Source organism: Bradyrhizobium sp. HKCCYLS3070 (assembly GCF_051167575.1).
Classification (GTDB): Bacteria; Pseudomonadota; Alphaproteobacteria; order Rhizobiales; family Xanthobacteraceae; genus Bradyrhizobium.
In genome coordinates, this window is the sequence record NZ_JBNPTI010000014.1 from 110,293 (window position 1) to 135,564 (window position 25,272).

At 66.7% G+C, this 25,272-nt stretch carries 23 protein-coding genes; 4 read left to right on the forward strand and 19 right to left on the reverse strand.

The genetic code is table 11. From position 1 onward, the window contains the following. Window positions 1-188: 188 nt before the first annotated feature. The 4 genes from ACQR03_RS29360 to ACQR03_RS29375 form a co-directional block, all read right to left on the reverse strand. Window positions 189-905, reverse strand: coding sequence for a DnaJ domain-containing protein (locus tag ACQR03_RS29360; protein WP_315718401.1), 717 nt, complete (start codon window positions 903-905; stop codon window positions 189-191). A gap of 110 nt (window positions 906-1,015) precedes the next feature. Continuing rightward, the gene (locus tag ACQR03_RS29365) at window positions 1,016-1,774 is read right to left on the reverse strand and encodes a VWA domain-containing protein (protein WP_316175138.1); all 759 of its coding nucleotides are present in this window, start codon (window positions 1,772-1,774) and stop codon (window positions 1,016-1,018) included. A gap of 126 nt (window positions 1,775-1,900) precedes the next feature. Then, the gene (locus tag ACQR03_RS29370) at window positions 1,901-2,788 is read right to left on the reverse strand and encodes an alpha/beta fold hydrolase (RefSeq protein ID WP_316175136.1); all 888 of its coding nucleotides are present in this window, start codon (window positions 2,786-2,788) and stop codon (window positions 1,901-1,903) included. 413 nt (window positions 2,789-3,201) lie between these two features. After that, window positions 3,202-4,125: a division plane positioning ATPase MipZ gene (locus ACQR03_RS29375; protein WP_315718368.1), complete on the reverse strand. Its 924-nt coding sequence runs from the start codon at window positions 4,123-4,125 to the stop codon at window positions 3,202-3,204. Between the two features lie 262 nt (window positions 4,126-4,387). Between ACQR03_RS29375 and panC the strand changes: the two genes are divergently transcribed. Continuing rightward, window positions 4,388-5,239, forward strand: coding sequence for a pantoate--beta-alanine ligase (gene panC / locus ACQR03_RS29380; RefSeq protein ID WP_434842103.1), 852 nt, complete (start codon window positions 4,388-4,390; stop codon window positions 5,237-5,239). Between the two features lie 146 nt (window positions 5,240-5,385). Here the strand turns inward: panC and ACQR03_RS29385 are convergent, their stop codons facing one another. The 8 genes from ACQR03_RS29385 to mgtE form a co-directional block, all read right to left on the reverse strand. Further along, window positions 5,386-5,826, reverse strand: a complete 441-nt coding sequence (locus ACQR03_RS29385) for a DUF1489 family protein (RefSeq protein ID WP_316171451.1) — start codon at window positions 5,824-5,826, stop codon at window positions 5,386-5,388. 23 nt (window positions 5,827-5,849) lie between these two features. Beyond that, a complete protein-coding gene (locus ACQR03_RS29390; protein ID WP_315827277.1) occupies window positions 5,850-6,842 on the reverse strand; it encodes a hypothetical protein in 993 nt (330 codons plus the stop codon). Window positions 6,843-7,140: 298 nt separating this feature from the next. Then, window positions 7,141-7,332, reverse strand: coding sequence for a hypothetical protein (locus ACQR03_RS29395; protein WP_315718364.1), 192 nt, complete (start codon window positions 7,330-7,332; stop codon window positions 7,141-7,143). A 239-nt stretch (window positions 7,333-7,571) separates the two neighbouring features. Then, complete coding sequence (locus ACQR03_RS29400) at window positions 7,572-8,231, reverse strand: glutathione S-transferase family protein (RefSeq protein ID WP_316171452.1); 660 nt, start codon at window positions 8,229-8,231, stop codon at window positions 7,572-7,574. Window positions 8,232-8,394: 163 nt separating this feature from the next. After that, entirely contained in the window at window positions 8,395-9,267 is an 873-nt protein-coding gene (locus ACQR03_RS29405) for a hypothetical protein (RefSeq protein WP_315753004.1), read from the reverse strand. A gap of 146 nt (window positions 9,268-9,413) precedes the next feature. Beyond that, window positions 9,414-10,232 carry an aldo/keto reductase gene (locus ACQR03_RS29410; RefSeq protein WP_315753005.1) on the reverse strand — a complete coding sequence of 273 codons (819 nt, stop codon included), beginning with the start codon at window positions 10,230-10,232 and terminating at the stop codon, window positions 9,414-9,416. A gap of 76 nt (window positions 10,233-10,308) precedes the next feature. Continuing rightward, the gene (locus ACQR03_RS29415; RefSeq protein ID WP_315718360.1) at window positions 10,309-10,584 is read right to left on the reverse strand and encodes a helix-turn-helix domain-containing protein; all 276 of its coding nucleotides are present in this window, start codon (window positions 10,582-10,584) and stop codon (window positions 10,309-10,311) included. A gap of 81 nt (window positions 10,585-10,665) precedes the next feature. Further along, window positions 10,666-12,084: a magnesium transporter gene (gene mgtE, locus ACQR03_RS29420; protein WP_315718359.1), complete on the reverse strand. Its 1,419-nt coding sequence runs from the start codon at window positions 12,082-12,084 to the stop codon at window positions 10,666-10,668. A gap of 110 nt (window positions 12,085-12,194) precedes the next feature. Between mgtE and ACQR03_RS29425 the strand changes: the two genes are divergently transcribed. Together ACQR03_RS29425 and ACQR03_RS29430 are read left to right on the forward strand one after the other, a co-directional pair. After that, complete coding sequence (locus tag ACQR03_RS29425) at window positions 12,195-13,031, forward strand: polysaccharide deacetylase family protein (protein ID WP_434842102.1); 837 nt, start codon at window positions 12,195-12,197, stop codon at window positions 13,029-13,031. A gap of 240 nt (window positions 13,032-13,271) precedes the next feature. Next, entirely contained in the window at window positions 13,272-14,465 is a 1,194-nt protein-coding gene (locus ACQR03_RS29430; RefSeq protein WP_316171455.1) for a polysaccharide deacetylase family protein, read from the forward strand. A gap of 56 nt (window positions 14,466-14,521) precedes the next feature. Here the strand turns inward: ACQR03_RS29430 and ACQR03_RS29435 are convergent, their stop codons facing one another. The 4 genes from ACQR03_RS29435 to ACQR03_RS29450 all read right to left on the reverse strand — a co-directional run bounded on the left by ACQR03_RS29435 (window position 14,522) and on the right by ACQR03_RS29450 (window position 18,270). Next, window positions 14,522-14,896, reverse strand: a complete 375-nt coding sequence (locus ACQR03_RS29435; protein WP_315718356.1) for a hypothetical protein — start codon at window positions 14,894-14,896, stop codon at window positions 14,522-14,524. A gap of 233 nt (window positions 14,897-15,129) precedes the next feature. Then, window positions 15,130-16,368, reverse strand: coding sequence for an NAD(P)/FAD-dependent oxidoreductase (locus tag ACQR03_RS29440; protein ID WP_316171456.1), 1,239 nt, complete (start codon window positions 16,366-16,368; stop codon window positions 15,130-15,132). A gap of 15 nt (window positions 16,369-16,383) precedes the next feature. After that, entirely contained in the window at window positions 16,384-16,734 is a 351-nt protein-coding gene (locus ACQR03_RS29445; RefSeq protein ID WP_315753009.1) for a RidA family protein, read from the reverse strand. A gap of 39 nt (window positions 16,735-16,773) precedes the next feature. After that, window positions 16,774-18,270, reverse strand: coding sequence for an amidase (locus tag ACQR03_RS29450; RefSeq protein WP_315827280.1), 1,497 nt, complete (start codon window positions 18,268-18,270; stop codon window positions 16,774-16,776). 206 nt (window positions 18,271-18,476) lie between these two features. On the opposite strand from ACQR03_RS29450, the gene ACQR03_RS29455 reads away from it, so the two are divergent. Then, window positions 18,477-19,142 (forward strand): helix-turn-helix domain-containing protein, encoded by a 666-nt coding sequence (locus ACQR03_RS29455; RefSeq protein ID WP_316194844.1) that lies wholly within the window; start codon window positions 18,477-18,479, stop codon window positions 19,140-19,142. Between the two features lie 1,075 nt (window positions 19,143-20,217). Here the strand turns inward: ACQR03_RS29455 and ACQR03_RS29460 are convergent. The 3 genes from ACQR03_RS29460 to ACQR03_RS29470 form a co-directional block, all read right to left on the reverse strand. Beyond that, window positions 20,218-22,806 (reverse strand): ATP-binding protein, encoded by a 2,589-nt coding sequence (locus ACQR03_RS29460; RefSeq protein ID WP_434842101.1) that lies wholly within the window; start codon window positions 22,804-22,806, stop codon window positions 20,218-20,220. 213 nt (window positions 22,807-23,019) lie between these two features. Next, window positions 23,020-24,528, reverse strand: a complete 1,509-nt coding sequence (locus tag ACQR03_RS29465) for a glycerol-3-phosphate dehydrogenase (RefSeq protein WP_315827283.1) — start codon at window positions 24,526-24,528, stop codon at window positions 23,020-23,022. Next, window positions 24,525-25,271, reverse strand: a complete 747-nt coding sequence (locus ACQR03_RS29470; protein WP_315827284.1) for a class II aldolase/adducin family protein — start codon at window positions 25,269-25,271, stop codon at window positions 24,525-24,527. Before ACQR03_RS29470 ends, ACQR03_RS29465 begins: the two co-directional genes overlap by 4 nt. Window position 25,272 lies beyond the last annotated feature (1 nt).

Sequence of the window (25,272 nt, forward strand, 5' to 3'; positions counted from 1 at the left end):
GCCTTTTCGTTTGCGGACCACGCGATCGACGGCGGGACGCACGGGTGCAAACCACTCGTCAAGGATTTCCCGCTAGAACTTTTTCACCATGACGAACGATCGTGCCTGGCAAGGGCGAGAGCCGCCGGTGTCGACAAAGTTGCGTTGAAAGCGGGTTCGGTGTTGTGGCGTTGGTGGCGTTGCCGGAGTTAGCCGTGATGCGTACGAAGCAGAGTATCCTTGGCCTCGTTCACCCGGGCGGCGAGGTACGTCGACCCCCCTTGGTCGGGATGCAGTTTCTTCATGAGCGCGCGGTGGGCACGCCCGATCTCGTCTCGCCCCGCGCCCGGCTGCAGGCCAAGGATCTGATAGGCCTCCTCTTCCGTCATTTTGGAGCTCGACGCCGCGCGGCCCTGCCGCCCTGCCGCATCGCCCTGCGCGTGCTGACGCCAAGCGGGAAACCGGCGGTCCAGATAAGTTTCAAGTAGAGCGACGCTGTCGGCATCGAGGCTCGGCGTCATCGCGGCGAGCTGCGCCAGATCGAACTCGTCCAGCGACCGGCCGGCATGGGCGCCGGCGACAAAGCGGCCCTGCATCTGCCCGCTGTCATGATCGAGCACCATCTCGATGAATTGCGAGCGCACTCGCGAGCTCTGACCGGACGAGCGCTGCCCACCCAGCCCGAACATGCTGCCGACATTGCCGAGACCACCGGGTGACCAGCCGAGCAGCCCCGCCCCGAACAACCCGATCGGGATCGCCACCACCAGCTCGCCGCGGAGGCCGGTGAAGGCTGCCACCGCAAGGCAGCCGATACCGCCGGCAACCTTGATCGCGCGCGCCAGGGCCGCCGGATTCGCGTTCCGGAACATCTGCAGCAACAGATAAAGGGTGATGACGGCGACGGCGCCAGCGATCAGTGTCATGGCCCGAATATAGGGCGTGCCGGGACAAAAAGCATGATCGGCTGCGTCCGCGACCGGCAGGCTCGAGCCGCTGCGCCGGGCTTGACGTTGGCGGCCGCCGAAATCGATCTCTACTTCATCTGCCCGATCAGGCGTGCCGCGCCCGCTTCGGAGCCGGCCAGCCGGAGCAGCGCCGCCCGGCCACCCGCCGCGTAGGCCGCGGCGGCGCGCAGAAGGTCGCGCAACTGCGCGGATGCGCCGGGATCGAAGCGGCACCATGCTCCCCCCGACAGCCGCGCCATCTCGCGAAACGCCTGCTCGGCCGCGGGCTCATTGCCCTCCTGGAACATGAACAGCGGGACCTTCAGCAGGCCGAGCTCGCCGGCCTTTGCGCAGAGCACGTCGACATTCTCCTCCATCGCGTCGCCAACGAACACGACGGCGCGGATTCCGGATGCTGTCGCATGGCGCCGCGCTTCGGCAAGAACCTTGCCGATCTGGGTCTGGCCGCCGCGGCAATCGATCTTGCCCATCAGCCGGGCCAGCTCAGCGCTGTCGGAGATCCAGCCAGTGGCGCGGCATTCATCGAAGCCACGATAGTACACCAAACGGATATCGAGGCTGCCGAGTGCGGCGGCCTCGCGAAACATGTCGGCCTGCAGGGCACAGGCCATGTCCCAGGTTGGCTGGCGGCTCAGGGTCGCATCAAGTGCAAAGACGAGACGGCCTCTGGTTCCCTGAGCTGCAGGAGCCATGGCCTTGGCCTGCGCAACGAACGCCGCAATGGCGTCTGCGGTGGAGCGCTCATTGTCGGGCAACCGCTGCTGGCGCGATCCCTCTTCGGCCGAGGTCAACGGGGCAGAACCGGGCTTCGAACGATCATCGACCATGCACGCACCTTGCTCGGACGCGCATCATGTGGGCAGGCGGACGGACGGCTTCAACGATGGCAGCGCATCTGCCCGTCGTGGCAGGCAAGCATCAGGCGAGGCTGCCGCACTCCCCGGCTTGCGCGCTCAATGCGTCAGCGGCTTGGCCGGCGTCGCGGTCTTCCCAACCGGCGCATAAGGCGCGACGGGACCCGGATCGAGCAACGGAGTGTTGGTCTTGACCGGCCCGATGTCGCTGGTGCTGTCGCTGTCGGCGAGGAACTTGTCCAGCATGGCCTGGATCGACGACTTGGCGTCGTCAGGTCCGGTGTCGCGCATGTCGTTGTGCTGGAAGTCCGTCTTGACGACGGTGATGCCTTCCTTCTCGCAGATGTCGTCGCTCGGGATCACGCCGGGATCGGTCTTGAATTGCGGGTCCTTCGAGCGGAACGATAGGATCTTGAACCTGCCGTCGGTGACGAACGGGACGCGGAGGTTGTCGAGCGTGACGACCTTCCGGACGTCTTCGGGATACTGCTTGGCGAAATACATCGAGATGTCGCCGCCCATCGAATGACCAACCATCGTCAGATGATCATAGTCGGCATTCGGCTGCACCTGGTGCATCTGCTCGACGGCGAACCGGATGTTGGCGACACCGCGCTGGATCTGCGGCAGCCGGCCGACATAGGGCTCGCCGACCTTCGTCACCATCGGCGCATCGGTCGGCAGGTCGTGCTGGATGCTGACCGCCATGTAGCCGCGCGCAGCAAATACGTTGGCCAGGAACGAGTACTCGGTGAACTTGACGGTGTTGCCGTGATTGAGGATCGCGACCGGCAGCTTGATCATGCCGGCTTCGGCCTGCATCTCCTTGTCGCGCCGGACGGCCACGGCGACCTCGACCAGCCGGTTGTCGCGCGAGGCGTCATAGAACCTGATGGTCTCGTGCCGGATAGCCCACTTGCTCGCGGTGAAGTAGCCGACCGCCGCCAGCACGCTGACAGACACAAGAACGGTTATTCCACGCTTCATGTTCGTCCCTCGGGAGCACAATCAAAGGTAGTTTTGAACCTGTAAGACTCTCGCGACCCGTTCTGTTTAATATATGTAACGGCGCTGTGACAGGAAGACCAAATGTTGTGTATCCGTCGCCCGTTCGTTGTGCGCCGCACCTAGTTGCTGTGCAGCATAGCTGGGTTCCGCCGCCCGTCTCTTGCGATTTGAGCCCTGAACGTCAGGTTCAAATCAGTCATGAATTTGACGGTAATCTAGCGAAATTGGCGGCTGCGGCGTTGACCTGAGACAAATCTTCCTCCGTCCGCCCCCAAAACAGGCCGGATGCGCCGTTACCCGCCACCGCTGTCCGCAGATTGTTTAACCAAGCCGGGCGCACGTTCAACGCGCACAATGTCTCAGGCGAGGTCTCACCCGAATGCGGACGGTATTCAGGCGCTGATGATGTCGTGCAGGTCGAGTGGCTTGTCGACCTGGGCGAACCATTCGGCGCGGTTCGCGGCGCGGCGGCGGCCGCGCTCGTCCAGCGGCAGCTTGAGCTGGCGCAGCAGGCTGGTGACCTCCTCCCGGGCCGTGACGTGGCCGAGATTGGGGCGGGTGCCCAGGGTCGCCTCGTCGATGTCGTCGAGCGCGGTCAGTCCGCGCGGGAAGAACTCACGGTAGACGACGCGTTCGGCAAAGCCGTCGATGGCGCGAAAGCCGAGCCGCAGCGACAGGTCCTTGAGGCCGTCGGCGACCAGTTGCTTATTGCGGGAGCCGAGCATCGACAGCCGGTTGCGGACCACGATCCAGTCGGTCATCGCACCGTCCACCTGGCGGCGCTTGCGCCGGACGTCACGCACCATCTCCGCATAGTGGCTCTCGCCGGTCACGGCATAGGTCGCGGGATCGACCGTTCCCAGCACGTCGAAGTCGAGGAAGCTGTCGTTGATCGGCGTGACCAGCGTATCCGCCATCGAATGCGCCAGGCGCATCAGGTAGCTGTCGTTGCCGGGCGTATCGATGACGATGAAATCGAACGAGCGTTCGACGGCGCTCACGGCCTCCATGAACTGCTGGAACTCGGTGTTCTCGTTCTCGTCGATCTGCAACGTCCGGCCGAGCTGGATGCAGTAGTGCGTCGGCAGTTCGAGGCGCAGGCCGGTGCGGCGCGCCCAGGCGCTCCGGTTGTTGATGTAATGGGTGAAGCTCTGCTGGCGGCAATCGAGATCGATCGTGGCGACACGCTGGCCGGCCTTCAGGAGTGCCACGGCAATGTGCAGGGCGGTGGTCGACTTGCCCGACCCGCCCTTCTCGTTTCCAAGCACAACCACGTGGGCCGAGCCCGATTGTCCTTGGCTAGTTTGCACCAGCATGTTGTCGACCTCTTACGATCATCTTCGAGTCACGGTCGTCTGCGGTCAAGTGAAATGCATCGTCATCGTGAATCCCACGGGGGACGCATCCTCCGCTACTACTTGACGCGCGCGTTTACCAACTCCGCATCGGACGCGGAGACGTGCTAACAGGCGTATTCAAGTATGCTGAGCGGCGTGTCGCGTTCTTGTTAAGGGCAGTCGCCCGAGCGTCAAGGCCGAACAGTGCAACCGCAATTTTTCGCTGTGAGATCGAGCAAAAATGTCACGAAGCCCGCGCGTCGCCCGCACCGTTTCCGCCCTCCGCCGCGAGCTCGACAGCTTGCGCGCGAGAAAAGCCAGCATCGCGCTCGTGCCGACCATGGGCGCCCTGCATGAAGGGCACATCTCGCTGGTCCGGCTGGCGAAGCGCCGCGCCCACAAGGTGGTCGTCTCGATCTTCGTCAACCCGACTCAGTTCGCGCCGACGGAGGATTTCGGGTCCTACCCCCGGACCTGGAAGGAGGATGTTGCGAAACTCGCGGCCGAGCGCGTCGATCTGATCTGGCATCCCGACGCGAAGGCGATGTATCCGGACGGCTTCGCGACGCGGATCGTGCCGGAGGGCGCGGCATTGGCCGGGCTGGAGGATCGCTTCCGTCCGCATTTCTTCGGCGGGGTCGCGACCGTGGTCGCCAAGCTGTTCACGCAATGCCGGCCGGACGTCGCGATCTTCGGCGAGAAGGACTATCAGCAGCTCCGCGTCGTCGCCCAGATGGCGCGCGACCTCGATCTCGGCGTCCGTGTCGTCGGATCCCGTACGGTGCGCGAACGCGACGGACTCGCGATGTCGTCGCGCAATGTCTACCTCACGGCAGACGAGCGGCGGGCGGCGCCGACGCTGCACCGTGTCCTGAAGGAGCTGGCGGCCCGGCTGCGCGCCGGCGACGACATGCAGGCGGCCATTGGGGATGGCGCCGCCGCGATCACCGAAGCCGGCTTTGCCTTGGACTATCTCGAGGTCCGCGACGCCGAGACGCTGGCGCCCATCGCCCCGAACGAGTCAGGACCGAAACGCATCCTGGTCGCGGCCAAGATCGGAACCACGCGACTGATCGACAATATCGCCGCGTGAGCCGCCGGGAGACCAGCCGTCCGCCAACACCGTGAGCGCGCCCTCGCCCGCAAGGCAGAGGCAAGGACAACTGACGCCGCGTCGAGCGTACGCCCGGCCCTTGCGAGCGAGGCTGACTTCCGCCTCGCGTGAGGCTCATCGAAGTCCTACAGCAGGCCGAGATCGCGCAGCTCGCGGCGCAGCGGCTCGGGCATGGCTTCGACGCCCGCCGCACTGGACTTGCCGAGATCGGCCGGCGCATCCTCGGCCGTCAGATAGCGCCAGCCCTGGAACGGACGCATCGGCCGCGGCGACACCGCGATCACCTTCGGCTGCATGATGATGCGGCACCGCCCGATGCCGTCGCCGTCGCGGAACGGCTCGATGCCGACGATCTTCTCGCGCGCGGCGACCTCACCGCGAATCACCCAATACAGCGAGCCGCCGGCGAGGATGTCCTCGACCCGTTTCGGCGTCATCCGCGTGACATGGACGTGCTGCTGCGGCAGGCCCTTCTTCTTGGCCGCGAGCATGCGCTCGGCGATCCACTCCTTCAGCTCTTTCACGGACTCGCAGCCGACGGCGAGCTTGATCAGGTGCAGAGGCATGATGGCGGTTCGACCAGCGGGATCTATTCGTTGTTGGCGGCCGGCTCGGCGGCCTCAGGCGCCGCTTGAGGCGCCGCAGCGGCCGGCTTCGGCTTCGGCGCGGCCTTCTTGGCCGCCGGCGGCGCCTGGGCGTGGCTGGCAGCCACGGTCGGTGGGGCTGCGGGCGGCGCAAGCTGCGTCGGCGGTTTCGGCGCGGCGGCTGCCGGGGCGACCGAGCGCGTCGAGGCCGTCGGCTCGGGATTCATGATGCTGACCGGCGGGGTGTTCGCCGAGCTGGGAAATTCGGCGGTCGTCGGCTTGCCGTTCGGCGCCGACGGCGCCAGCCCTGGAGGCGCCAATCCCGCAAAGGTTCCAGCGGCCGGTTGGCCCGGCGCCGCATTCCACTGCGAGGCGTAGCGCGTCACCAGCCCCTCATAGGTCCGCCCTTCCATGTTGTTCATCAGTTGCTGGCGATCACCCACGGCACGGAACATCACGCAATCGCTAGGCGTACAGCGGTCGCGTGTCAGCAGCACATAGGCCATCAGGCCATAACGATCGCGCTCGACGGCGCGGCGCAGCGCCAGCAGCTCCGCGGTCATCACCTTGTTCGCGCTGGCGACGTCGCCCACCTGGGACAGCCGGCTCAGCATGCCCGCCGCATAACTGACGGCCGCGGCGGTCATCTCGGCCGATCCGAACAGGCTCTTCTCGCAATTCGCGAGCACCAGATCGCCGGCGAGATCATCCACGCAGGCCAGCGCGGGTGCCGAGAGGCCGACGGAGGCGGTCACCGCAGGATCGCCATTGGCGCCACGCGGGGTCGCATCCTGGCTCCGCATCATCGACGCCACCGCAATCCCGACCGCCAGCAGCGTGATCACCGTCAGCGCGCCGTTGGCGACCGATTTCTCGGCCCTGAGCAGCGTCATCAGCACGACCAGTGCAAAGAAACCCGCCGCGGCAACGGTGAGCCACATCGGGAACGCCGGTGAGTTCAAGAGCTGATCCAACGAGGAAGGCCAGGTCGAGTTCATGCGCGCTTGTTCCTGACGCGGGCCAGCGAAAACGGCCCCGATGGCGTCCCTACATGGGACGGCCGTGAAACGATCATCAAATTCAAATGATCACCCGATCGATTGCGGCCCCACCAAGACAATAAGACGATTCCATACGCCTGCGGGCGCCGGATGGTGTGGAGCTACCCGCTATCCCCAAAGGGATCGCGCAGCAATCGTCATCGCCTCGCGCCACGGCTCCCGAACGCGTGGCAACTCCCCCTCTCGCTTCGGCCATGTCTCCGGCGGCCGCGTCCGCCGACGCGGCACGTCATCTTCAAGACAAGGCCAATTGGCTCTCTCTGGCAACCCGCTCGAAGGCTTCCGTCGAGCTTTTGATCCGATACTGGCAGTCGTCGTCTTCCGTCGGAAGCTGGCGGATGATCTCGTAGGTGCCTGTGGCGGCCGGACGCGAGACGTTGCTCGCGGTGAAATAGACGGTCGCCCCAATGGGGAACTTGTGTTTCAACGCCCTCTCCTGCTCGCATGCCGGCAAGAGCCCCTGGTCCCGCTGCCCGGGCCGGCGTGTCTTTATAAATATCGCGCTTATATCACGCCGCCGCCCGCCCTGACCAGCGACCTCACGACATGGCAAACGCGGAGATTGCGAGAGTCTTCAACGGGATGGGCCCGCAAACGGTATTCTTGGACGAGCGGGTCGGGGTTCGCTCGTCCACCACGGACCAAATCGCGAACGGACGAGACCGCTCAGATGTTCTCGACCCGCTCGATGACCCAGTCCTCCGCCAGGCCGTCCTTCACCCAGGCCGCGAAGGCCGGCATCGCCATCATCATGTCCATGTAGGCGCGGGTTTCGGCGGCGACCGGAATGGCGAAACTGTGGAAGCGCGTGACCACCGGCGCGAACATGGCGTCGGCGGCGCCGAAGCGGCCGAACAGGAACGGCCCGCCATGGCCGTAGCGGGCACGGCAGTCGCGCCAGATGTCCTCGATCCGGGCGATGTTGGCCTTGGCATCGGCAGACAGCTCCACCGGCCGCACCGGCCGGTGCAGGTTCATCGGGCATTCGTTGCGCAAGGCCGGAAAGCCGGAGTGCATCTCCGCGCAGACGGATCGGGCATGGGCGCGCGCAGCGGCATCGGCGGGCCACAGCCCCGCCTGCGGGAAGCGCTCGGCGAGATATTCGATGATCGCGAGCGAATCCCACACGCTGATCGCGCCATCGATCAGGATCGGCACCTTGCCGGCCGGGGAATGCTCAAGGATGCGCGCCTTGTCGGCGGGATCGGCGGTGTAGAGCGGGATCACGATCTCATCGAAGGCGATGTCGCAGCCGCGCAGCGCCAGCCACGGCCGCATCGACCATGAGGAATAGTTCTTGTTGCCGATCACCAGCTTCAGCGTCATGTCGCACCGTCTCCGTGTTGGGCGTGGACGGCCCGCGCAGCCGCGCCGTCGACGCTCATGCTATGGGCGACGCATACAGGATGATCGGCCGCTGCGTCGACACACAAGCGCTACGCCCCAGACCACGCGCCCGTCACCGTGCCGTCGCCGGCCGCAGGGTAGATCAGCGGGCGAAATCCTGCGGCGTGAACGACATCTCGATCACCTTCCACTCGTTGTAGCGATCGGGAGGCAACATCGCGTAGGGCTGGCAGGCATTCAACGCCTGGACCGCGCTCTCCTTGAGCTGGATCGCCTTGGAGGCTGCGACGACCTCTATGACCTCCGGCTCCGTCGCCAGCCGTCCATCCGGTGTCATGCCAAAGCGCAGCCTGATGAGCACGTTGTCCGACAGCGACAGCGACGCCGGCAGCCGCGCGCAGCTCCTGACCTTCTGCCTCAGGGCCGCTTCCAGATTGGCGGCGAGGTTCGTCGTCGCGGTCGGCCCGGCGTCCTTGCCGTCCTCCGGGCGGCCGGGACGCGGCAACGGTGACAGCGGCTCGGGTAGACCGAGCATGACCCCATACTTCACCGTGAGATCCGGTTCGGGAGGCACATAGGTCGACGCGGGTGCCGGCACGGGTGGCGGCGCCGGCTTGACGGCGGATTTGCTCTCCGCCTTTGCGGCCGTCTTCACCGCCTTGGGCGATGCAGCCTGCGCCGGCTGTTTTGCCGCCGGCGCAGGCTGCATCGGAGGATTGGGGGCCTCCCTGGCGTCCTGCGGGGGACTGGGCGGTGGCGGTGCGGCGGCCGCGGGCAAGGCGCTCGGGTCCGGCTGCGGCAGCACCAGATCCGGCGTCGGGGATGGCGATGGCGTGGCGACGGGCTCGGGCGTCTTCTGCGGCTCGTCAGCGTCGACGATGTTGACCTCGATCTCGTCGCTCTTGGGCAGCTCGTAAGGCCGGACCGAGGTCGAGACCACGACCCCACCGGCGATCAGGAGATGCGCGAGCACGGACGCGGCGATGCCCCAACGGATGAACTGCCAACGTTCCATGCTGCTTCACTACGCCCGCGCATGAGCGAAGGCGCGGGCGCGCCATCGCTCTGATCATCGGCAGGGAATGCGGCAGCCGCCGTCGTGCGGCCCGCCGGCCGCTCCCTGTCATGTCAGGCTGTAGCACAAATGCGCGGGCGCCGCCCTCAATCCCATTTCGGCGCAAAGGCGAAGTTGGTCATCCGTCCTTCGGGGCTGCCCATCGCGAAGATGTCGGCCATGTCCTGCTCCGAGAGCTCGAAATCGAACACGTCGAGGTTCTCGGACAGCCGTTCGATCTTGGAGGTCCGCGGGATCGGCACGACGTTCTGCTGCACCAGCCAGCGCAGGCAGATCTGCGCCGGGCTCTTGCCATGGGCGCGGCCGATCCGCGTCAAGGTCGGATCGTTCTTGATCCTGCCCTTGGCGATCGGGCTATAGGCGACGAGCGCGATGCCATGGCGCGCGCAGGCCTCGCGGACCTTGGTCTGATCGAGATAGGGATGATACTCGACCTGATTGCACACCAGCGGCTCCGGCGATGCCGCCACCGCCTCGTCGAGCAGACCGACCGTGAAATTGGACACGCCGATATGGCGTGCGAGCCCGAGCGTCTTGGCATGGGCCAGCGCGCCGAGCGTCTCGGTCAGCGGCACGTGCGGATTGGGCCAGTGCAGCAGCAACAGGTCGACCTCGGAGACGCGCAGCCGGACCAGGCTCTCCTTGGCCGAGCGCTCGAGATCGTGCGGCGCAAAATGCGTGGTCCATACCTTGGTCGTCAGGAACACCTCGTTGCGCCGGACGCGGGACGCACGCAGGCCCTCGCCGACCTCGTGCTCGTTCTCATAGACCTGCGCGGTGTCGATGTGCCGGTAGCCGAGAGTGAGCGCCTGCTCGACGATGCGGCTGCAGGTGCGGCCACGCAGCTCCCAGGTTCCGAGACCCAAGGCGGGAATCCTGGCACCATTGGCCTCGATCATCAGCATGGCCGTGCACTCCAGAGCGCGTGCAACATTATGTAGGCACACGCTGGGCGTTGCCAACGCACGATCCGTGGTGGGCTTAAGTCTTGGCTAAAGCCGCGAAGACCGTCTCGGGCGCGTGCGCGATGACGGTGAGCAGCGCGCGCGCCGGGCCGCGCGGCATGCGCTTGCCCTGCTCCCAATTGCGGATGGTCTCGACGGGCACACCGAGCTTGGCGGCGAATTCCTGTTGGGTCAGATGCACCCGCCGCCTGAGATCGCGCACTTCGAGCGGAGCCGCGGGCGCCAGCGGAATCTCCTCCCCGTCGCGCAGCTCCACGATCCGTCCATCTGCCTTCAGCCGCAAGCGTTGCATCGTCCGACTCCGTGTCGAGCGACAGTCTCGCCGAACCACGTTAAGGCCGGATTAACGATATAAGTCGTTCAGGCGCCGGGGTTATTTCAGGCCGAACCAGAGCGTGGCGATGCCGAGAAACGAGAAGAAACCGACCACATCGGTCACCGTCGTGACGAAGGTTCCGGAGGCGACGGCGGGGTCGGCGCGGACCCGTTCGAGCACCATCGGGATCAGAATGCCGCCCAGCGCACCCGCGACGAGATTCGAGATCATTGCAAGCCCGATGACGATGCCGAGCCCGGGCATCTTGAACCACGCCACGGCGGCGATGCCGGTGACGAGCGCAAAGGCCAGGCCATTGACGAGCCCGACCAGCCCCTCGCGCATCACCACCCGCATCGCATTGTTCGCCCCGAGCTCCCGCGTCGCCAGCGCGCGCACCGCCACCGTCATGGTCTGGGTCGCGGCATTGCCGCCCTGACTGGCGACGATCGGCGCGAGCACGGCGAGCGCCACCATCTGCTGCAACTGGTCCTCGAACAGGCCGAGCACCGATGACGCCAGGAACGCGGTGGCGAGATTGATCAGCAGCCAGTTGAAGCGGCCCTTGGCGATGGTCCAGACGCTGTCGGACAGTTCCTCGTCGCCCGACACGCCGCCGAGCGCCTTGAAATCCTCGTCGGCCTCCTCCTCGATGACATCGACCACGTCGTCGATGGTGATGACGCCGGCCAGCCGGTTCTCGGCATCGACCACGGGGGCCGCGACCAGATTGTACTTGCCGAACAGCCGCGCCACCTCGGCCAGATCGTCGGTGACGGTGACGCGACGGCGGTCCTCGTCGATCAGATCGGCCAGCGGAACCGGACGGCGGGCGCGCAGCAGCGTATCGAGCGACACCGCACCCTGCCAATGCCGTGCGTCGTCGACCGCATAGATCTCGTAGAACCGCTCGGGCAGATCCCGCGTCTCGCGCATGTAGTCGATGGCCTCGCCGACCGTCCAACCCAGCGGAACCGCGATGAACTCCCTCTGCATGCGGCGGCCGGCCGAGCCCTCGGGATAGTCGAGGCTGCGCGCGAGCGCGTCGCGCTCGGACGGCGGCAGGCGTTCGAGGATCTCCTCCTTGTCCTCCTCGTCGAGGCTTTCCAACAGCTCGACGGCGTCATCGGATTCGAGCTCCCGCACGCCCTCCGCGACGGTCGCGGGCTCGAGCTCCTCGAGGATCTCCTCGCGGACCGCGTCATCGACCTCGTTCAGCGCGGAGAAGTCGAAATCGGTGCCGGTCAGCTCGACCAGCCGGACACGGTCGTCCGGTGCGAGCGCCGCGATCAGGTCGCCGAGGTCGGCCTCGTGCAGCTCGGCGACCTCGGCGCGCAGGAACGCCTCGTCCTCGGCGGCGATGGCCGCCGTGATGGCCGCGATGAATTCGGCGCGAATCTCGCCGGATTCCGTGCGCATCGGCGCGCGATCGCGTAGAGTTGCATCAGCATGGGCAACGTCCGATGTCTCGTTCATGACGTGCCTCACGCGCTTGATTTCAGAGCAAATGGTCTGATTTGTGCTTTCACGCATTACATAATCGGCAACAGCGAGCGCAACGGGAAAAGATGCGGCCTTGGCGATCGATGACAGGATGGGTAAACGCGGCCGGCGTCGTGGCGGCGCTGCTCGCGGCTGACGTCACCGCGGCCGCGCCTGCCGCATGCCCGCACGAAGGTACGCTCGGCACGTCGCGCATTCTCACCGTCGACGCCGCGACACATCCGCGCGTCGGACTGAAGAGCTTCCCGGACACGCTGCCGCTGCATGACGGCGAAGTGGTTCTGACCTTCGACGACGGCCCGTCGCCGCCGATGACCGACAAGGTGCTGGCCGCGCTCGCCAGGGAATGCGTGCGCGCGACCTTCTTCCTGGTCGGCGAGCCTGCGTCGCGCCGCGCCGCGTGGGTGCGGAAGATCGCGGCCGAAGGCCACACCATAGGCCATCACAGCTTCACGCATGCGAATCTCGCGCACATCACGCCGGAACAGGCCGTCGATGAGATCGATCGCGGCATCGCCGCCGACGAGAAGGCGCTCAACGGCGCGGAGACGACCACGCCGTCGACGCCATTCTTCCGCTTCCCCTATTTCGAATCGACACCGGCGACGCTCGACCTGCTGCAGTCGCGCGGCATCGTCGTGTTCGGGGCCGATCTCTGGGCCAGCGACTGGAACCCGATGTCACCGCAGCAGACGCTGAAGCTGCTGACCGCCCGGCTGAGCCAGGCGCGCAAGGGCATCATCCTGCTGCACGATCCGCAGCCGCGCACGGTCGCCATGTTGCCCGCGTTCCTGCGCTACCTGAAGAACCACGGCTATCGCGTGGTCCATGTGGTTCCGAAGCAGCCGGCGGATGTGCATCATGAGCAGCGTAGCGAGCGCCCTTCAGCTGCGCCGACGCCGCCGCACGAAGGTGGTTAATCCGTCGTTCAGGGCCGCTGTCTACGCTCGACGGCAGTGATCGCGGCGATTTCTGCCGCTTGCAATCCGGCAACAGCCGCGCGCAAACCGGAACCCGGAACGATGTCATCTCGCGACAGCCGAACATCCCTGCTATGTCTTGGCGGTCGCTTGCGCCTTCCGCGCGGCTGCGACACATCATCGAGCGTCGAAGACCCTGGCCGAAGGCGTCGGGACGGTGAAGGGAATGTGAGCAGCGTGATGCGTGATCGTCGGTGGGCTTGCGTCGGACGGCCAACATGGCTCGCAGTGCTGTTGGGCACCGTCGCCTGCTTCGCCTCCAGTGTCGGATCATCGGCGGCATCGGCAGCCGATTGCCCCGGACATCCCAACGCGCTCGGCACGTCGCGCGTCCTGGTGGTCGATCCGCGCGAGCATCCGCGCATCGGCGCGATGCAGTACAAGGAGACGCTGCCGCTGAAAGATCACGAGGTCGTCATCACCTTCGACGACGGCCCGCTGCCGAAATACAGCAATCAGGTGCTGCAGATCCTTGCCGATCAATGCGTCAAGGCGACGTTCTTCACCATCGGCCGCCAGGCCAAGGCCGATCCCGAGGGCGTGAGGAAGCTTGCGGCCGCCGGCCACACCATCGGCACCCACAGCCAGAACCATCCGCTGAGCTTCAACAAGATGACGCTCGACCAGGTCAAGCCCGAGGTCGACCAGGGGATCGCCTGGACGACCGCGGCGCTCACCGATCCGTCGGCGCTGTCGCCATTCTTCCGCGTGCCCGGCCTGCTGCGCGGCGACGCCGTGGAGAGCTACGCCGCCTCGCTCGGCCTGCAGGTCTGGAGCGCCGATTTCCTCGCCGACGACTGGCGCAACATCTCCGGCGCCAAGGTCTACGAGCTCGCGATGAAGCGGCTGGAGGCGCGCGGCAAGGGCATCCTGCTGCTGCACGACATCCATGCGCGCACCGCCACGGCGCTGCCGAAGATCCTCGCCGAGCTCAAGGCCAAGAACTACCGCATCGTCCACGTCGTGGCGGCGACACCGGACCGGCCGGCGACGCCGACCGAGCCCGAGGACTGGCTGGTGCACCGCCCGTCGGACGAGACCCCGGTGGCGCATTGGCCCAAGATCGCGCCCGTCGATCTCGCTGGCGCCGATACGGGGGCCCGCGCCAGGCTGGACGATTTCGGGATTCTCAACGTGCCGGCGGCCGTCGCGCGTGTCGCGCAGAAGCCGGCATGGCCGCGTCCGCCGCTCGCGCGGGGGCTTGCGGCGCCGGCCTTGGCAGCGCCGGCGTCCGATCTGTTCGCATGGCCGCCTGTCGCGCCGCTGTCGGCGCAGCGGCGCCAGCTGGCCCGGCTCGAGAGCCCGGCCCCGAAGGCTGTGGCCGCCAAGCCGGCGCCGCGCCCGGTGCGCCTCGCCAGCCTCAGGCGGCGCTGAACATTCGCAGATGTTGCAGGTGAGGACGCGGGACAATTCGCCCGCGCCGCGCGCGATCAGCTCGAGACCAGCTTGCTGACGCAGAGGATGACGGTGGCCGCCAGGAAGAACAGGTCCATGTAGGACTTCTTCTCGCCGTCCTTGCGCAGCGATCCGACGTCGGACACCACCTGCCTAGAGACCACCTGCCCCACCGGCCCGTCGCCCAGCATGCCGGCCAGACGGCGAACGTCCGACTCCATCTTCTCGATCCGTCCGAAGAAGTGGAAGGTGCGCACCACCGTGACGGCGCGCATGCCGGCATAGATCAGCACCACCAGCGCCAGGACGGCGCGGTTCTGGTACTTCTCGACGTAGTTCAGGCTGAGATAGACGGCCGCGAGAAATACGAAATTCGAGATGAAGCGGTACATGAGGCCCGTGAAGTTCATCTGCTCCCCCACATGATGTTCGGATCACTGGCCGACGACAGAACTCACGAAACGCGTTTCGCCCCCGCGTCCTGGTCCAACCGGCGTCACCCTAGGAGAGCGGGCTTGCGAATTCGTGAAGTGGAAATTTTGCAGCGCCAGAACGGCCCAGAACAGCCACGCTTGGTAAACAAGGGACTGCCCGGCGGGCGCCGCTGCAGCCTGCAATTGCAGGGCTGCAACGGCGCTCGCAGCTATGCGCCGAAACGCGCCGGCGCGCAGGCGGCGACGTCGACGCTCGGCGCTTCGCCGCTCATCAGCTCGGCGAGGATGCGTCCCGTCGCAGGCCCCAGCGTGAAGCCCTGGTGGCCGTGGCCGAAATGCAGCCACATGCCCTTGTGACGCGCCGCCTGGCCGACGACCGGCAGCATGTCGGGCATGCACGGCCGCGTGCCGATCCACGGCTCGGGCTCCACCGGCCTGCCGAGATCGATGAGCTGGCGCGCGGCAGCCTCGGCCTTGCCGAGCTGAACCGGGGTCGATTTCGCATTCGGCGATGACAGCTCGGCACCGGTCGTGATGCGCACGCCGAGCGCCATCGGGTTCATCAGATAGCCGCGCGCCGCATCGCGCAGCGGCAAATCGAGCGGCGCGCCGCCGGTGTAGTGACGGTGATAGCCGCGCTTGCGCACCATCGGGATGTCGTAGCCGAACCGCGTCAGGAACTCCGGCGACCACGGCCCGAGCGCGACCACCACGGCCTCGGCCTCGATGCGTCCCTCCGCGGTGGTGACGGCCCAGCCGCTGCCCGCCTGCGCCAGCGTGGTCGCATCGCCGCGCAGCAGCTTGCCGCCGCGGCGCGTGAACAGCTCGGCATAGGAGGCGACCAGGCTGCCGGGATCCGACACGGTCCACGGCTCCTGCCAGTGCAGGCCGCCGATGCCGCTGTCGATCAGCGCGGGCTCGGCCTGCTTGAGCTGCTGGGCGCTGAGCAGCTTGAACTTGACGCCGAACGCCTTGCCGACGGCTTCGGCCTCCCTCGCCTCCTTGTCGAACTGCGCCTGCGTCCGGTGCAGCACGCGAAAGCCGTCGCGGCGCACGAGATTGCCGGCGCCGGCCGCGAGGATCAGCGGCTCGTGCTCGGGCGCGGCGCGCGCGATCAGTTGCGCATAGGTGCGCGTCAGCACCTCGTGGCGCGCCGGGAACGAATTCCACCAGTATTGCAGCAGCGGCCGCACGTGATAGGGCAGCGCCGCGAGGCTGTAGTGCACGTCGTTGGTGCGCGCGAGCGCGATGTCGAGCACGCCGGCGATATCATAGGGCATCGCGTAGGGCCTGACGGCCTCGCTCTGGATGATGCCGGCATTGCCGTAGCTGGTCTCGCGTCCAGGCTCCCTGCGGTCGACCAGCGCCACTGACCAGCCACGGCTCTGCAGGTGCAGCGCCGTGCCGACGCCGACCATGCCGCCACCGAGAACGATCGCGCTTTGCATCGTCATCACTCCTGCTTAGGTCCGCGCCGCCGCGACGACGGTGACCTCGATCTTCACATCCGCGATCATCTGCGCCTGCACCGTGGTGCGGACCGGCATCGGGTCCTTGAAGTGCCTGCGATAGGCCTCGTTGTAGGCGGCGAAATCCGCCTTGTCGGCGAGGTGCACCATGCAGGACACGATATCGTCGAGCGTCAGCCCCTCGCCGGCCAGCGTTTCCGCGATGTGCTTGAAGACGAGGTCGGTCTGCGCCGCGATGCCCTCGGGGATGCTGCCGTCATCGGCGACCGGAATCTCGCCGGACAGGAACACCAGGCCGCCGGCGCGGCGCACCAGCGAGAACGGCCATGAAGGGGCGTCGGACATCGTTAGTCGCTCCAAGATGTAGTGATCATGAGTGCCGCCTCAATCCCACGCCAAGAAGCCGGGCGTCTGCGCCAGCGGCGGCAGCGACGCGAGCCTTTCGAGATCGGGCCGGGGACGGCGCAGCTCGGCATCGTCGGCGAACGCGGCCTCCAGCGCCGCGGCAACGCCGAGCACCAGCGCGTCGCCGCCGCGGGGACCGACGATCTGCAGGCCGAACGGCAGGCCGTTGTCGTCGAGGCCGAGCGGCAGGCTCAGCGCGGGATGTCCGGCGAGGGTCACCGCGTAGGCGAGCGCCAACCAGTGGAAGTACGACCGCGTCGGCACGCCGTCGATCTCCGCCGGATACAGCTCCGCCCACGGCCGCGGGCTCAAGGTGATGGTCGGGCTGATCAGCACGTCGTGGCGTGCGAAGAAGCCCTGATAGGCGCGATAGATGCGGGTCTGGTTGGCGCTCGCACGCGAAAAATCCTCAAGGCTGTAGCCGAGCCCCTCCTCGACATTGGCGCGCACGTTCGGCCCGAGCATGTCGGGCCGCTCGCGAAAATTCTTGCCGTGCTGGGTGAGGAACAGCGAGGCGCGCAGCACCGCAAAGGTCTCGTCGGCGCCGCTGCAATCCGGTGCGCCTTCCTGCGCGTCGGCAAACAGCGGCGCGATGCGCGACACCCGCGCGCGGAAGGCGCGGCGGATCAGTTGTTCGGTCGGCGCAAAGCCGAAATCCTCGGTGAAGGCGAGCCTGAGCTTGTTGAGTTCGACCGCCGGCGGCACGGCCCAGCGCGATGGCGCGCCGCGCACGGCCTCGCCCGGCAGGGTGTAGGCGAGCGGATCGCGCGCATCGTCGCTCGCCATCACCGACAGCATCAGCGCGGTGTCGGCGACATCGCGCGCCATCGGCCCGTCGGTCGACAGGCACGACCAGCCATGGGCGCGCTTCTCGCTGGCGACGAGGCCGTAGGAGGGGCGCATGCCGACGATGCCGGAAAAGCCGGCCGGATTGCGCAAGCTGCCGCCAGTGTCTGACCCCGAGGCGAGCGGGGCCATGCCGCAGGCGAGCGCGACCGCCGAGCCGCCGGAGGAGCCGGCGGCCGAGCGCGCGGGATCGAACGGGTTGCCGGTGGCGCCGAACACGGGATTGCGGGTGTTGCCGCCCGCCGCCCATTCCGGCGTGTTGGTCTTGCCGAAGATGATTGCGCCGGCGGCGCGCAGCCGGCCCACCGAGGCCTGGTCGACGGCCGGGACGTTGTCGGCCAGGATCGGGCTGCCATAGGTGGAGCGCATCCCGGCGGTGTCCTGGGTATCCTTGATCAGCACCGGCAGGCCGTGCAGCGCCCCCCGGTCCTCGCCCCTCACGATCTCGGCCTCGGCGACCTTGGCTGTAGCGCGGGCGGCCGGCTCGTCCAGGGTCACCACCGCGTTGACGGCCGGGTTCACCGCCGCAATCCGCTCCAGGCACGAGTCGAGCAGCGCGACCGGCGAAATCGCCTTTGTTTTCAACAGCTTGACTAGCTCGACGGCGGTCTTGTCGCAAATCGATTCCACGGGGCTTCTCTTTTCCGTTTCGGAAAACTATTTAGCATATAGGAAATCGAATGCACGACCCGAAAACGCATTGTTCCACCGCTGTCCACGCATGACCTTCGGACATTGGAGCACCCGATTGAATTTCCTGCTCTATGGGCCGAGATTGTCCGGGCTGCTCGGCTCTCGACACGCCTGATCCGCTAACGGATTTTCCGGAGATCGCTTTGACAGACACCGCCATCAGCGCGTCGACCGAAGGCCCCCACTCCCAGCTCGGCCAGTGCCTGAAGGCCGCCCGGCAGGCGCGCGGGCTGACCCTGAAGCAGGTCGCCGAAAAGACCGGCATGGCGCTGTCAACGCTGTCCAAGGTCGAGAACGGCCTGATGTCGCTGACCTATGACAAGCTGCTGCAGCTCACCTCGGGCCTGCAGATGGACATCGCCGAGCTATTCAGCCCGGCTTCGCCGCGTCCCGAGGCGGGTCGCCCGGTGACCGCCCGCCGCAGCGTCAGCCGCGCCGGCCAGGGCCAGATCGTCAACACCAGGTTCTACACCTACACCTATCAATGCACCGACCTGATCGGAAAGCGCATGGTGCCGATGATCGCCGAGGTGCGCGCCCGCACGCTCGAGGAGTTCGGCCCCCTGCTCCGCCACAGCGGCGAGGAGTATTTCCTCGTCACCCGCGGCACCATCGCCGTGCACACCGAATTCTACGCCCCGGAGATCCTGCACGAGGGCGACGGCATGTATCTCGACAGCACCATGGGCCACGCCTACCTCAACGCCGGCGATGCCGACTCCGCGCAGGGTGTGTGTCTCTGTACGAGTGAGCAGGCCGATCTGTTCGAGCAGCTGCACCGGATTGCGAAGAAGGATGCGGTGGAGTGAGGTGAAGCCTCCGGCGTAACCCAGCGCACTCGCTGGGGCCCACAACTGAAAGTGCCCTCAGCAGCAGAGCGACTTCCGCAAGCTCACGACAGACGGCTGATGCTTCTCCACTCCCACCGAGCAGCGGAGGTGCGAAAGACCACAGCTACTAAGCCGGTCGGCACCGGCTCGTTCGCGGGACCTGTCATTGGGTCCAAACGATCGCGAGTGGCTCGCGAGCCTGCCAGAAACCGTTCGCACCACAACCGGTGCGCCGATCTCTTTCCACAAGCGACTGATGCGCGCCTTGTCAGCGCCCGGCTCGACATCGACCCGCACGTAGAACGCGCCCGTCTCGTCTCTCGATATACCGACGGACTCGACCTCCGAAGCGCTGCAATCATCCGATGGACGACTGTCTCAAGCCCAAGTCCCGACCCGACGGGCGACTCGGCCCTTGCCTCCCCACGCCCTGGGCCCCCAATCATGGGCCAAGGTCGATGCGCGGAGATTCTCATTTCACGAGACGCCTCAAGCACATCACCCCTGTCCAGTCCGTCCGGCGAAAATATTCCGCTTTCTCATTTTCAGAAATCATGATTGAGTGCAGCCGTCCCGCCTCGGCACGAGGGGCGTATCGCGATCGTCACGGCACGCGGGGTGGGATGCGGTGGGCGCGGCGGTTCGCAGCATGACGAAGGTCATGCGGACGAACGAAGCCGTTGCGCCGGCGAAATCGTAGGGTCCTGGCCTCCCGATGCTGAGGCCAAGCTCGCGACAACGCGTTCGCGTTGCGCGGGTGACGGGGGCAAGACAGCCGGTCCCCGGGGAGAGGACGTATAAGCCGGAAAACCATCGCGCGGGGAATGCCGGGATGTCTCGGCTGAACCTGTGGTTCCTGCCGCCTGCATTCTTGTTCGCAGGCGGTCCATGGGTGCGGCCAGCACCCGGCATTCCCCGCGCCCTCGTCGTCGAGAGGGCGAAACGACCGGCACAGCTCGGGCGCCCTGCGCGCCGCGAGGCGGAAAGGACTTGCCCGGACGGCGCTGTCGATCGGGGCGAACACGGGATCGCTCACCGCATGATCGCTGAGGGCTCACGTCGCCTTCCTGCCGGCCAGGGCCGAGACGATCGCCTCCGACAATTGGCCGAGCCGGAACGGCTTGGCGAGCAGCCTGCTCGTCGCGCGGAAATCTTCCGGCACCAGCGAGGGGTCGGCGAAGCCGGACATGAAGACGATCGGCAGCTCAGGCCATCGGCGGCGCACCTCGCGCGCCAGGTCGATGCCGGTCATGGCATCCGGCAGCAGAATGTCGGTCAGCAGCAGCGCGAACGGGTCCGACCGCTCCAGCGCGGCGATCGCGGCTGCCGCATGGGTGACGACGACCGGGCTGTAGCCCATCGACGTCAGCATGGTCGATGCCATCGCGCCGACCAGCGGATTGTCCTCGACCACCAGGATCCGCTCGCCGGTCTGCGGCCGCGCCAGCCGCGCCGCACCGGCGCGCGCGCGGCCCGTGGCGCCCGGCCCCGCGCTCGGCAGATACAGCGTGACGCAGGTGCCTTCCGCCACCCGGCTGTCGATCAGCACCGTGCCGCCCGATTGCCGCGCAAAGCCATAGACCATGCTGAGGCCGAGGCCGCTGCCCTTGCCGAATTCCTTGGTGGTGAAGAACGGCTCGAAGGCGCGGCGCGCGATCTCGGGCGGCATGCCGGCCCCCAGGTCCGACACCGCGATGGTCACGTAGTCGCCGGGCATGATGCGCTCGTCGCCGTCGTCGAGCGGCTGGTCGAGCACGGCATTCGTCGTCGCGATCGTCAGGCGCCCGCCGCCGTCCATCGCGTCCCGCGCATTGAGCGCCAAATTGAGCAGCGCGTTCTGCAACTGCGTCGGATCGATCAGGCAGTGCCACAGCATCGGGTCCTGCGCCAATTCGATCTCGATGTTCTCGCCGAGCGTCCGCTGCAGGATGGTCGTCATGCCGTTGACGAGCTGGTTCACGTCGGTGACCTGCGGCTGCAGCGCCTGCTTGCGGGCGAAGGCGAGCAGCCGACGGTTGAGATCGGCGACCCGCTCCGCCGCCTCGATCGCCCGCTCGACCATGCTGCGACGGTAGCTTTCGCCGGGCGTGAGCGCGTCGAGCAGCAGATCGAGATTGCCGAGCGTCGCCGCCAGCATGTTGTTGGAGTCGTGCGCGATGCCTCCCGCCAACTGGCCGATGGCCTCCATCTTCTGCGCCTGACGCAGTTCGTCCTCGATGCGCTTGCGCTCGGTGATGTCGACCGACAGCACGAAATAGCCGCGCACCGTGCCATCCTGGCTGCGATCCGGCACGCGAATGGTCTCGCACCAGCGTTCACGGCCGTCGGGAAACGCGATCTTCTCCTCACCGCCCGCGGTTCGGCCGGCCAGCGCGGCCTCGATCTTCGGCCTCACCTCGTCTCGCCGCGCGGGGTCGATGTAGTCGTCGATCCGCCGGCTGCGACCGACCCCGCTGGACGGCTGCGCATACCATTCGCGCGCGACGCGGTTGGCATAGCGGATGTCACCATCGGCGCCGACCTGGACGATCAGCGCGGGCACGTTCTCCGTGACCAGCAGATGCTGCTCGAAACTGTCGCGCAGCGCCTGCTCGGAGGCCGCGCGCAGCCGCCATTGCCGCGCCAGGACGAGGCCGAATCCGGCGATCAGCAGATTGAGGCCGGCGGCGATGGCGCTGTAGTACAGCGCATTGTTCTTCCAGCCGGCCAGATACTCGACCGGGTCGCGCGCCACGGTCACCACCAGCGGCAGGCCGGCGACGCGCCGATAGCTGATGCTCCGCGACGTCCCGTCCGTCATGCCGCTGCCCTCGAAGCTGCCGTGAGGCGCCTGCGGGAGATAGAGGCTGAACAGGCGATTGGACCCGACGTTGCGGCCGGCGAAATCGTCGGCATGCGGCGAGCGCAGCAGGATCGTGCCGTCGTCGCGATAGAGCGTCACCGTTCCGCGCTGCCCCACGTTCAGCGACAGGAAGAACTGCCGCAGATTCTCGTAGTCCACCGCCACGACGATCACGCCGGCAAATCGTCCGTCCGGCATCATCAAGGCGCGGCTGACCGCGATGAACCGACCCCTGTTCACGCGCGAGGCCACCGGCACGTCGATGAAGAGACCGCGGCCGGGGTCATCGCGCTGGACCTTGTAATAGGCCCGATCGGCGAAATTGTTCTCACGGCCGGGAACTCCGTTGCCGGCGCTGTCGCCGAGCAGATTGCCGTCCGCATCCAGCACGACGATGCCGCCCGCGGCGGGGTACGGCACCACCCTGCGCTTCAACTCGCCGATCAGGGCCGGGTTGCCGGCAGTGAGCAGCGATGGGTCCTGCTTGAGACTGTCGATCGTCGTGTTCAAGAGCACGTCGACGCCCTGGATGTTGCGCAACATGTATTCTTCGAGCGCGCGGGCGAGATCTCCGTTGGCCGCCTCGGTGGTCCGATAGGTCTCCCGATAGTTGACGGAAAGCATGTGGGCCACGAAGGCATCACACAGCAGCGCCAGCACGAGGCCACTCAGCACGATGATCCACGGAGTCCAGCGCCGGTCCATCCAGGAGCCGGACGCGAACCTCGTCCAGGCGTCGACGATGCCTTCCTGCCGCGGACCGCGCCGATGGTCGGCTCTCGCTTTGATCTGGTCCGGCATGGCGTCGAATTCAGGAGGTCGTCGGGCGGTTTGATTGTGAATCGATCGGCGCAGGGGGCATCGGCGAAGGTCCGGATTGTGCCGAATTCCGCGTCTCCTGGCGCGTCGCGATCCATATCGCGGGCGCTCGATAGCACGGTTTGCCGGGGCGTGTCATCGGCGCCCGCCAAGCGCTGCGGCGGTCGCGGAGGGGCTCGACGCGTCAAGGCGCGATCAAAGCTGGTGCTCGAACGCCTCGCGCTCGGCGCGGCTCAGATGCAGGCCATGCTTGGTGCGCCGGTCCAGGACGTCGGCGGCCGTGACGGCCCACTCCTGCTCGCGCAGGAAAACGAGCTCGCGCTCATAGAACGAGGCACCGAAATGGCGGCCGAGATCGCCGACGTTGCGGGACGCTCCGAGCAGATCGCGCGCACGGGTGCCGTAGAGCCGCGCATAGTGCGCCACTACATCGCGCGGCAATCCCGGATAGGCGCCTGCGAGATCGGCGAGGAACTGATCGAACGGCACGCCGAAATCGCCGCCCGGAAGACGCGCGCCCGCCGTCCATGCCGGCGCCATCTGCGGAAACCACGGCGCGAGACGTTCCATTGCCTGCTCGGCGAGCCGGCGAAACGTCGTGATCTTGCCGCCGAAGATCGACAGCAACGGCGGCTGTCCGGGCGCACCATGCATCTCGAACACGTAGTCGCGCGTCACCGCCGACGGATTGTCGGCGTTGTCATCGTAGAGCGGCCGCACCCCGGAGAAGGCGTGAATGATATCCCCCTTGCCCGGCGCGGCCCGGAAATAGCGCTTGAGCACGGCGAGCAGATAGTCGATCTCGGCACCATCGACAGCGACGTCGTCTGCGCGGCCGTCATGCACGATGTCGGTGGTCCCGATCAGCGCCAGGTCGGTCTCATAAGGATTGACGAAGATCACGCGGCGGTCGGTGTTCTGCAGCAGATAGGCCTGCGATCCGCTCCAGAATTTTGGCACCACGAGATGGCTGCCTTTGACAAGCCGCACATTGTGCGCGGAGTTGAGCCCGGCGACACCCTGAACCACGTCCTGCACCCAGGGACCTGCGGCATTCACCAGCGCCTTCGTTCGGACGATCTGAACCTCGCCGTCTTCGGAGCGCATCTCCAGACGCCAGGCATCGCCCTCACGCCGTGCGCTCACGGCGCGGGTGCGCGGCAGGATGATGGCTCCCTTTTGCGCGGCATCGACGAGATTGAGGATCACCAGCCGGGCATCGTCGACCCAGCAGTCGGAATATTCGAAGCCGCGCCGGAACTCGGGGCGCAGCGGCGCGCCCTCCGGCTCGTGCGCGAGATCGACGTTGCGGCTCGCCGGCAGCTGCTTGCGGCCGCCGAGATGGTCGTAGAGGAACAGCCCTGTGCGCACCAGCCAGGCGGGACGCTGCTCCGGCGAGTGCGGCAGCACGAAGCGCATCGGCCAGATGATGTGAGGCGCCGAGGCCAACAGCACCTCGCGCTCGATCAGCGCTTCGCGCACCAGGCGGAATTCGTAGTACTCCAGATAGCGCAAGCCGCCATGGATCAGCTTGCCCGATCGCGACGAGGTGCCTTGCGCAAAATCGTCCTTCTCGCACAGCAGCACCTTCAGGCCGCGGCCGGCGGCATCACGGGCGATACCAGCGCCATTGATGCCGCCGCCGATCACGGCGAGGTCCAACAGACCGTGATCGGTTCCGCTGCGTGAGACCGTCGCATTCATCGCTTGCTGCTGCGCTTCTTCTCTGGCTTGCTGCGCGCAGCGGCACGCGCCTTCGTCGCAGCCTTGGCCGGCTTTGCCGCTTTCGCCTTCGGCTCCTGCAGGCCATAGGTCGAAAAGCCCTGCGCCGTCTCGGCGATCTCGGCGTCACCCAGTATGTGCGGCTGGCCGAGGGCGAGCGACAGGTAGTATTGCTTCGCGATGGTCTCGAGCTCGACCGCAAGCCACATCGCCTTGTCGAGATTGGCGCCGACCGCGATCATGCCGTGATTGGCCAGCAGGCAGCCGTTGCGGCCTTCCAGCGCCTCCAGCGCAAGCTCGGACAATTCGGCCGTGCCGAACCGCGCATAGCCGGCGCAGCGGATGTCGGTGCCGCCGAACGCCGCCATCATGTAGTGGCAGGCCGGGATCGGCTTGCGCGCGATGGCGAGCACGGTGGCATAGGTGGAATGCGTGTGAACGACGCCGCCGACATCCGGACGGCCGCGCATGATGTCGAGATGAAAGCGCCATTCCGTCGAGGGCTTCAACGGCCCCTCCCAGGAACCGTATTCACCCTCGAGCGGCATCGAGGCGATCATCTCCGGCTTCATCGAGTCATAGGGCGTCGCCGAGGGCGTGATCAGCATGCGGTCCTTGTAGCGGGCGGAAATGTTGCCCGAAGTGCCCTGGTTCAGCCCCGACGCATTCATCCATCGGCATTTGGCGATGATGTTCTCGCGGATCAGCCGTTCCTCGCGATTCATG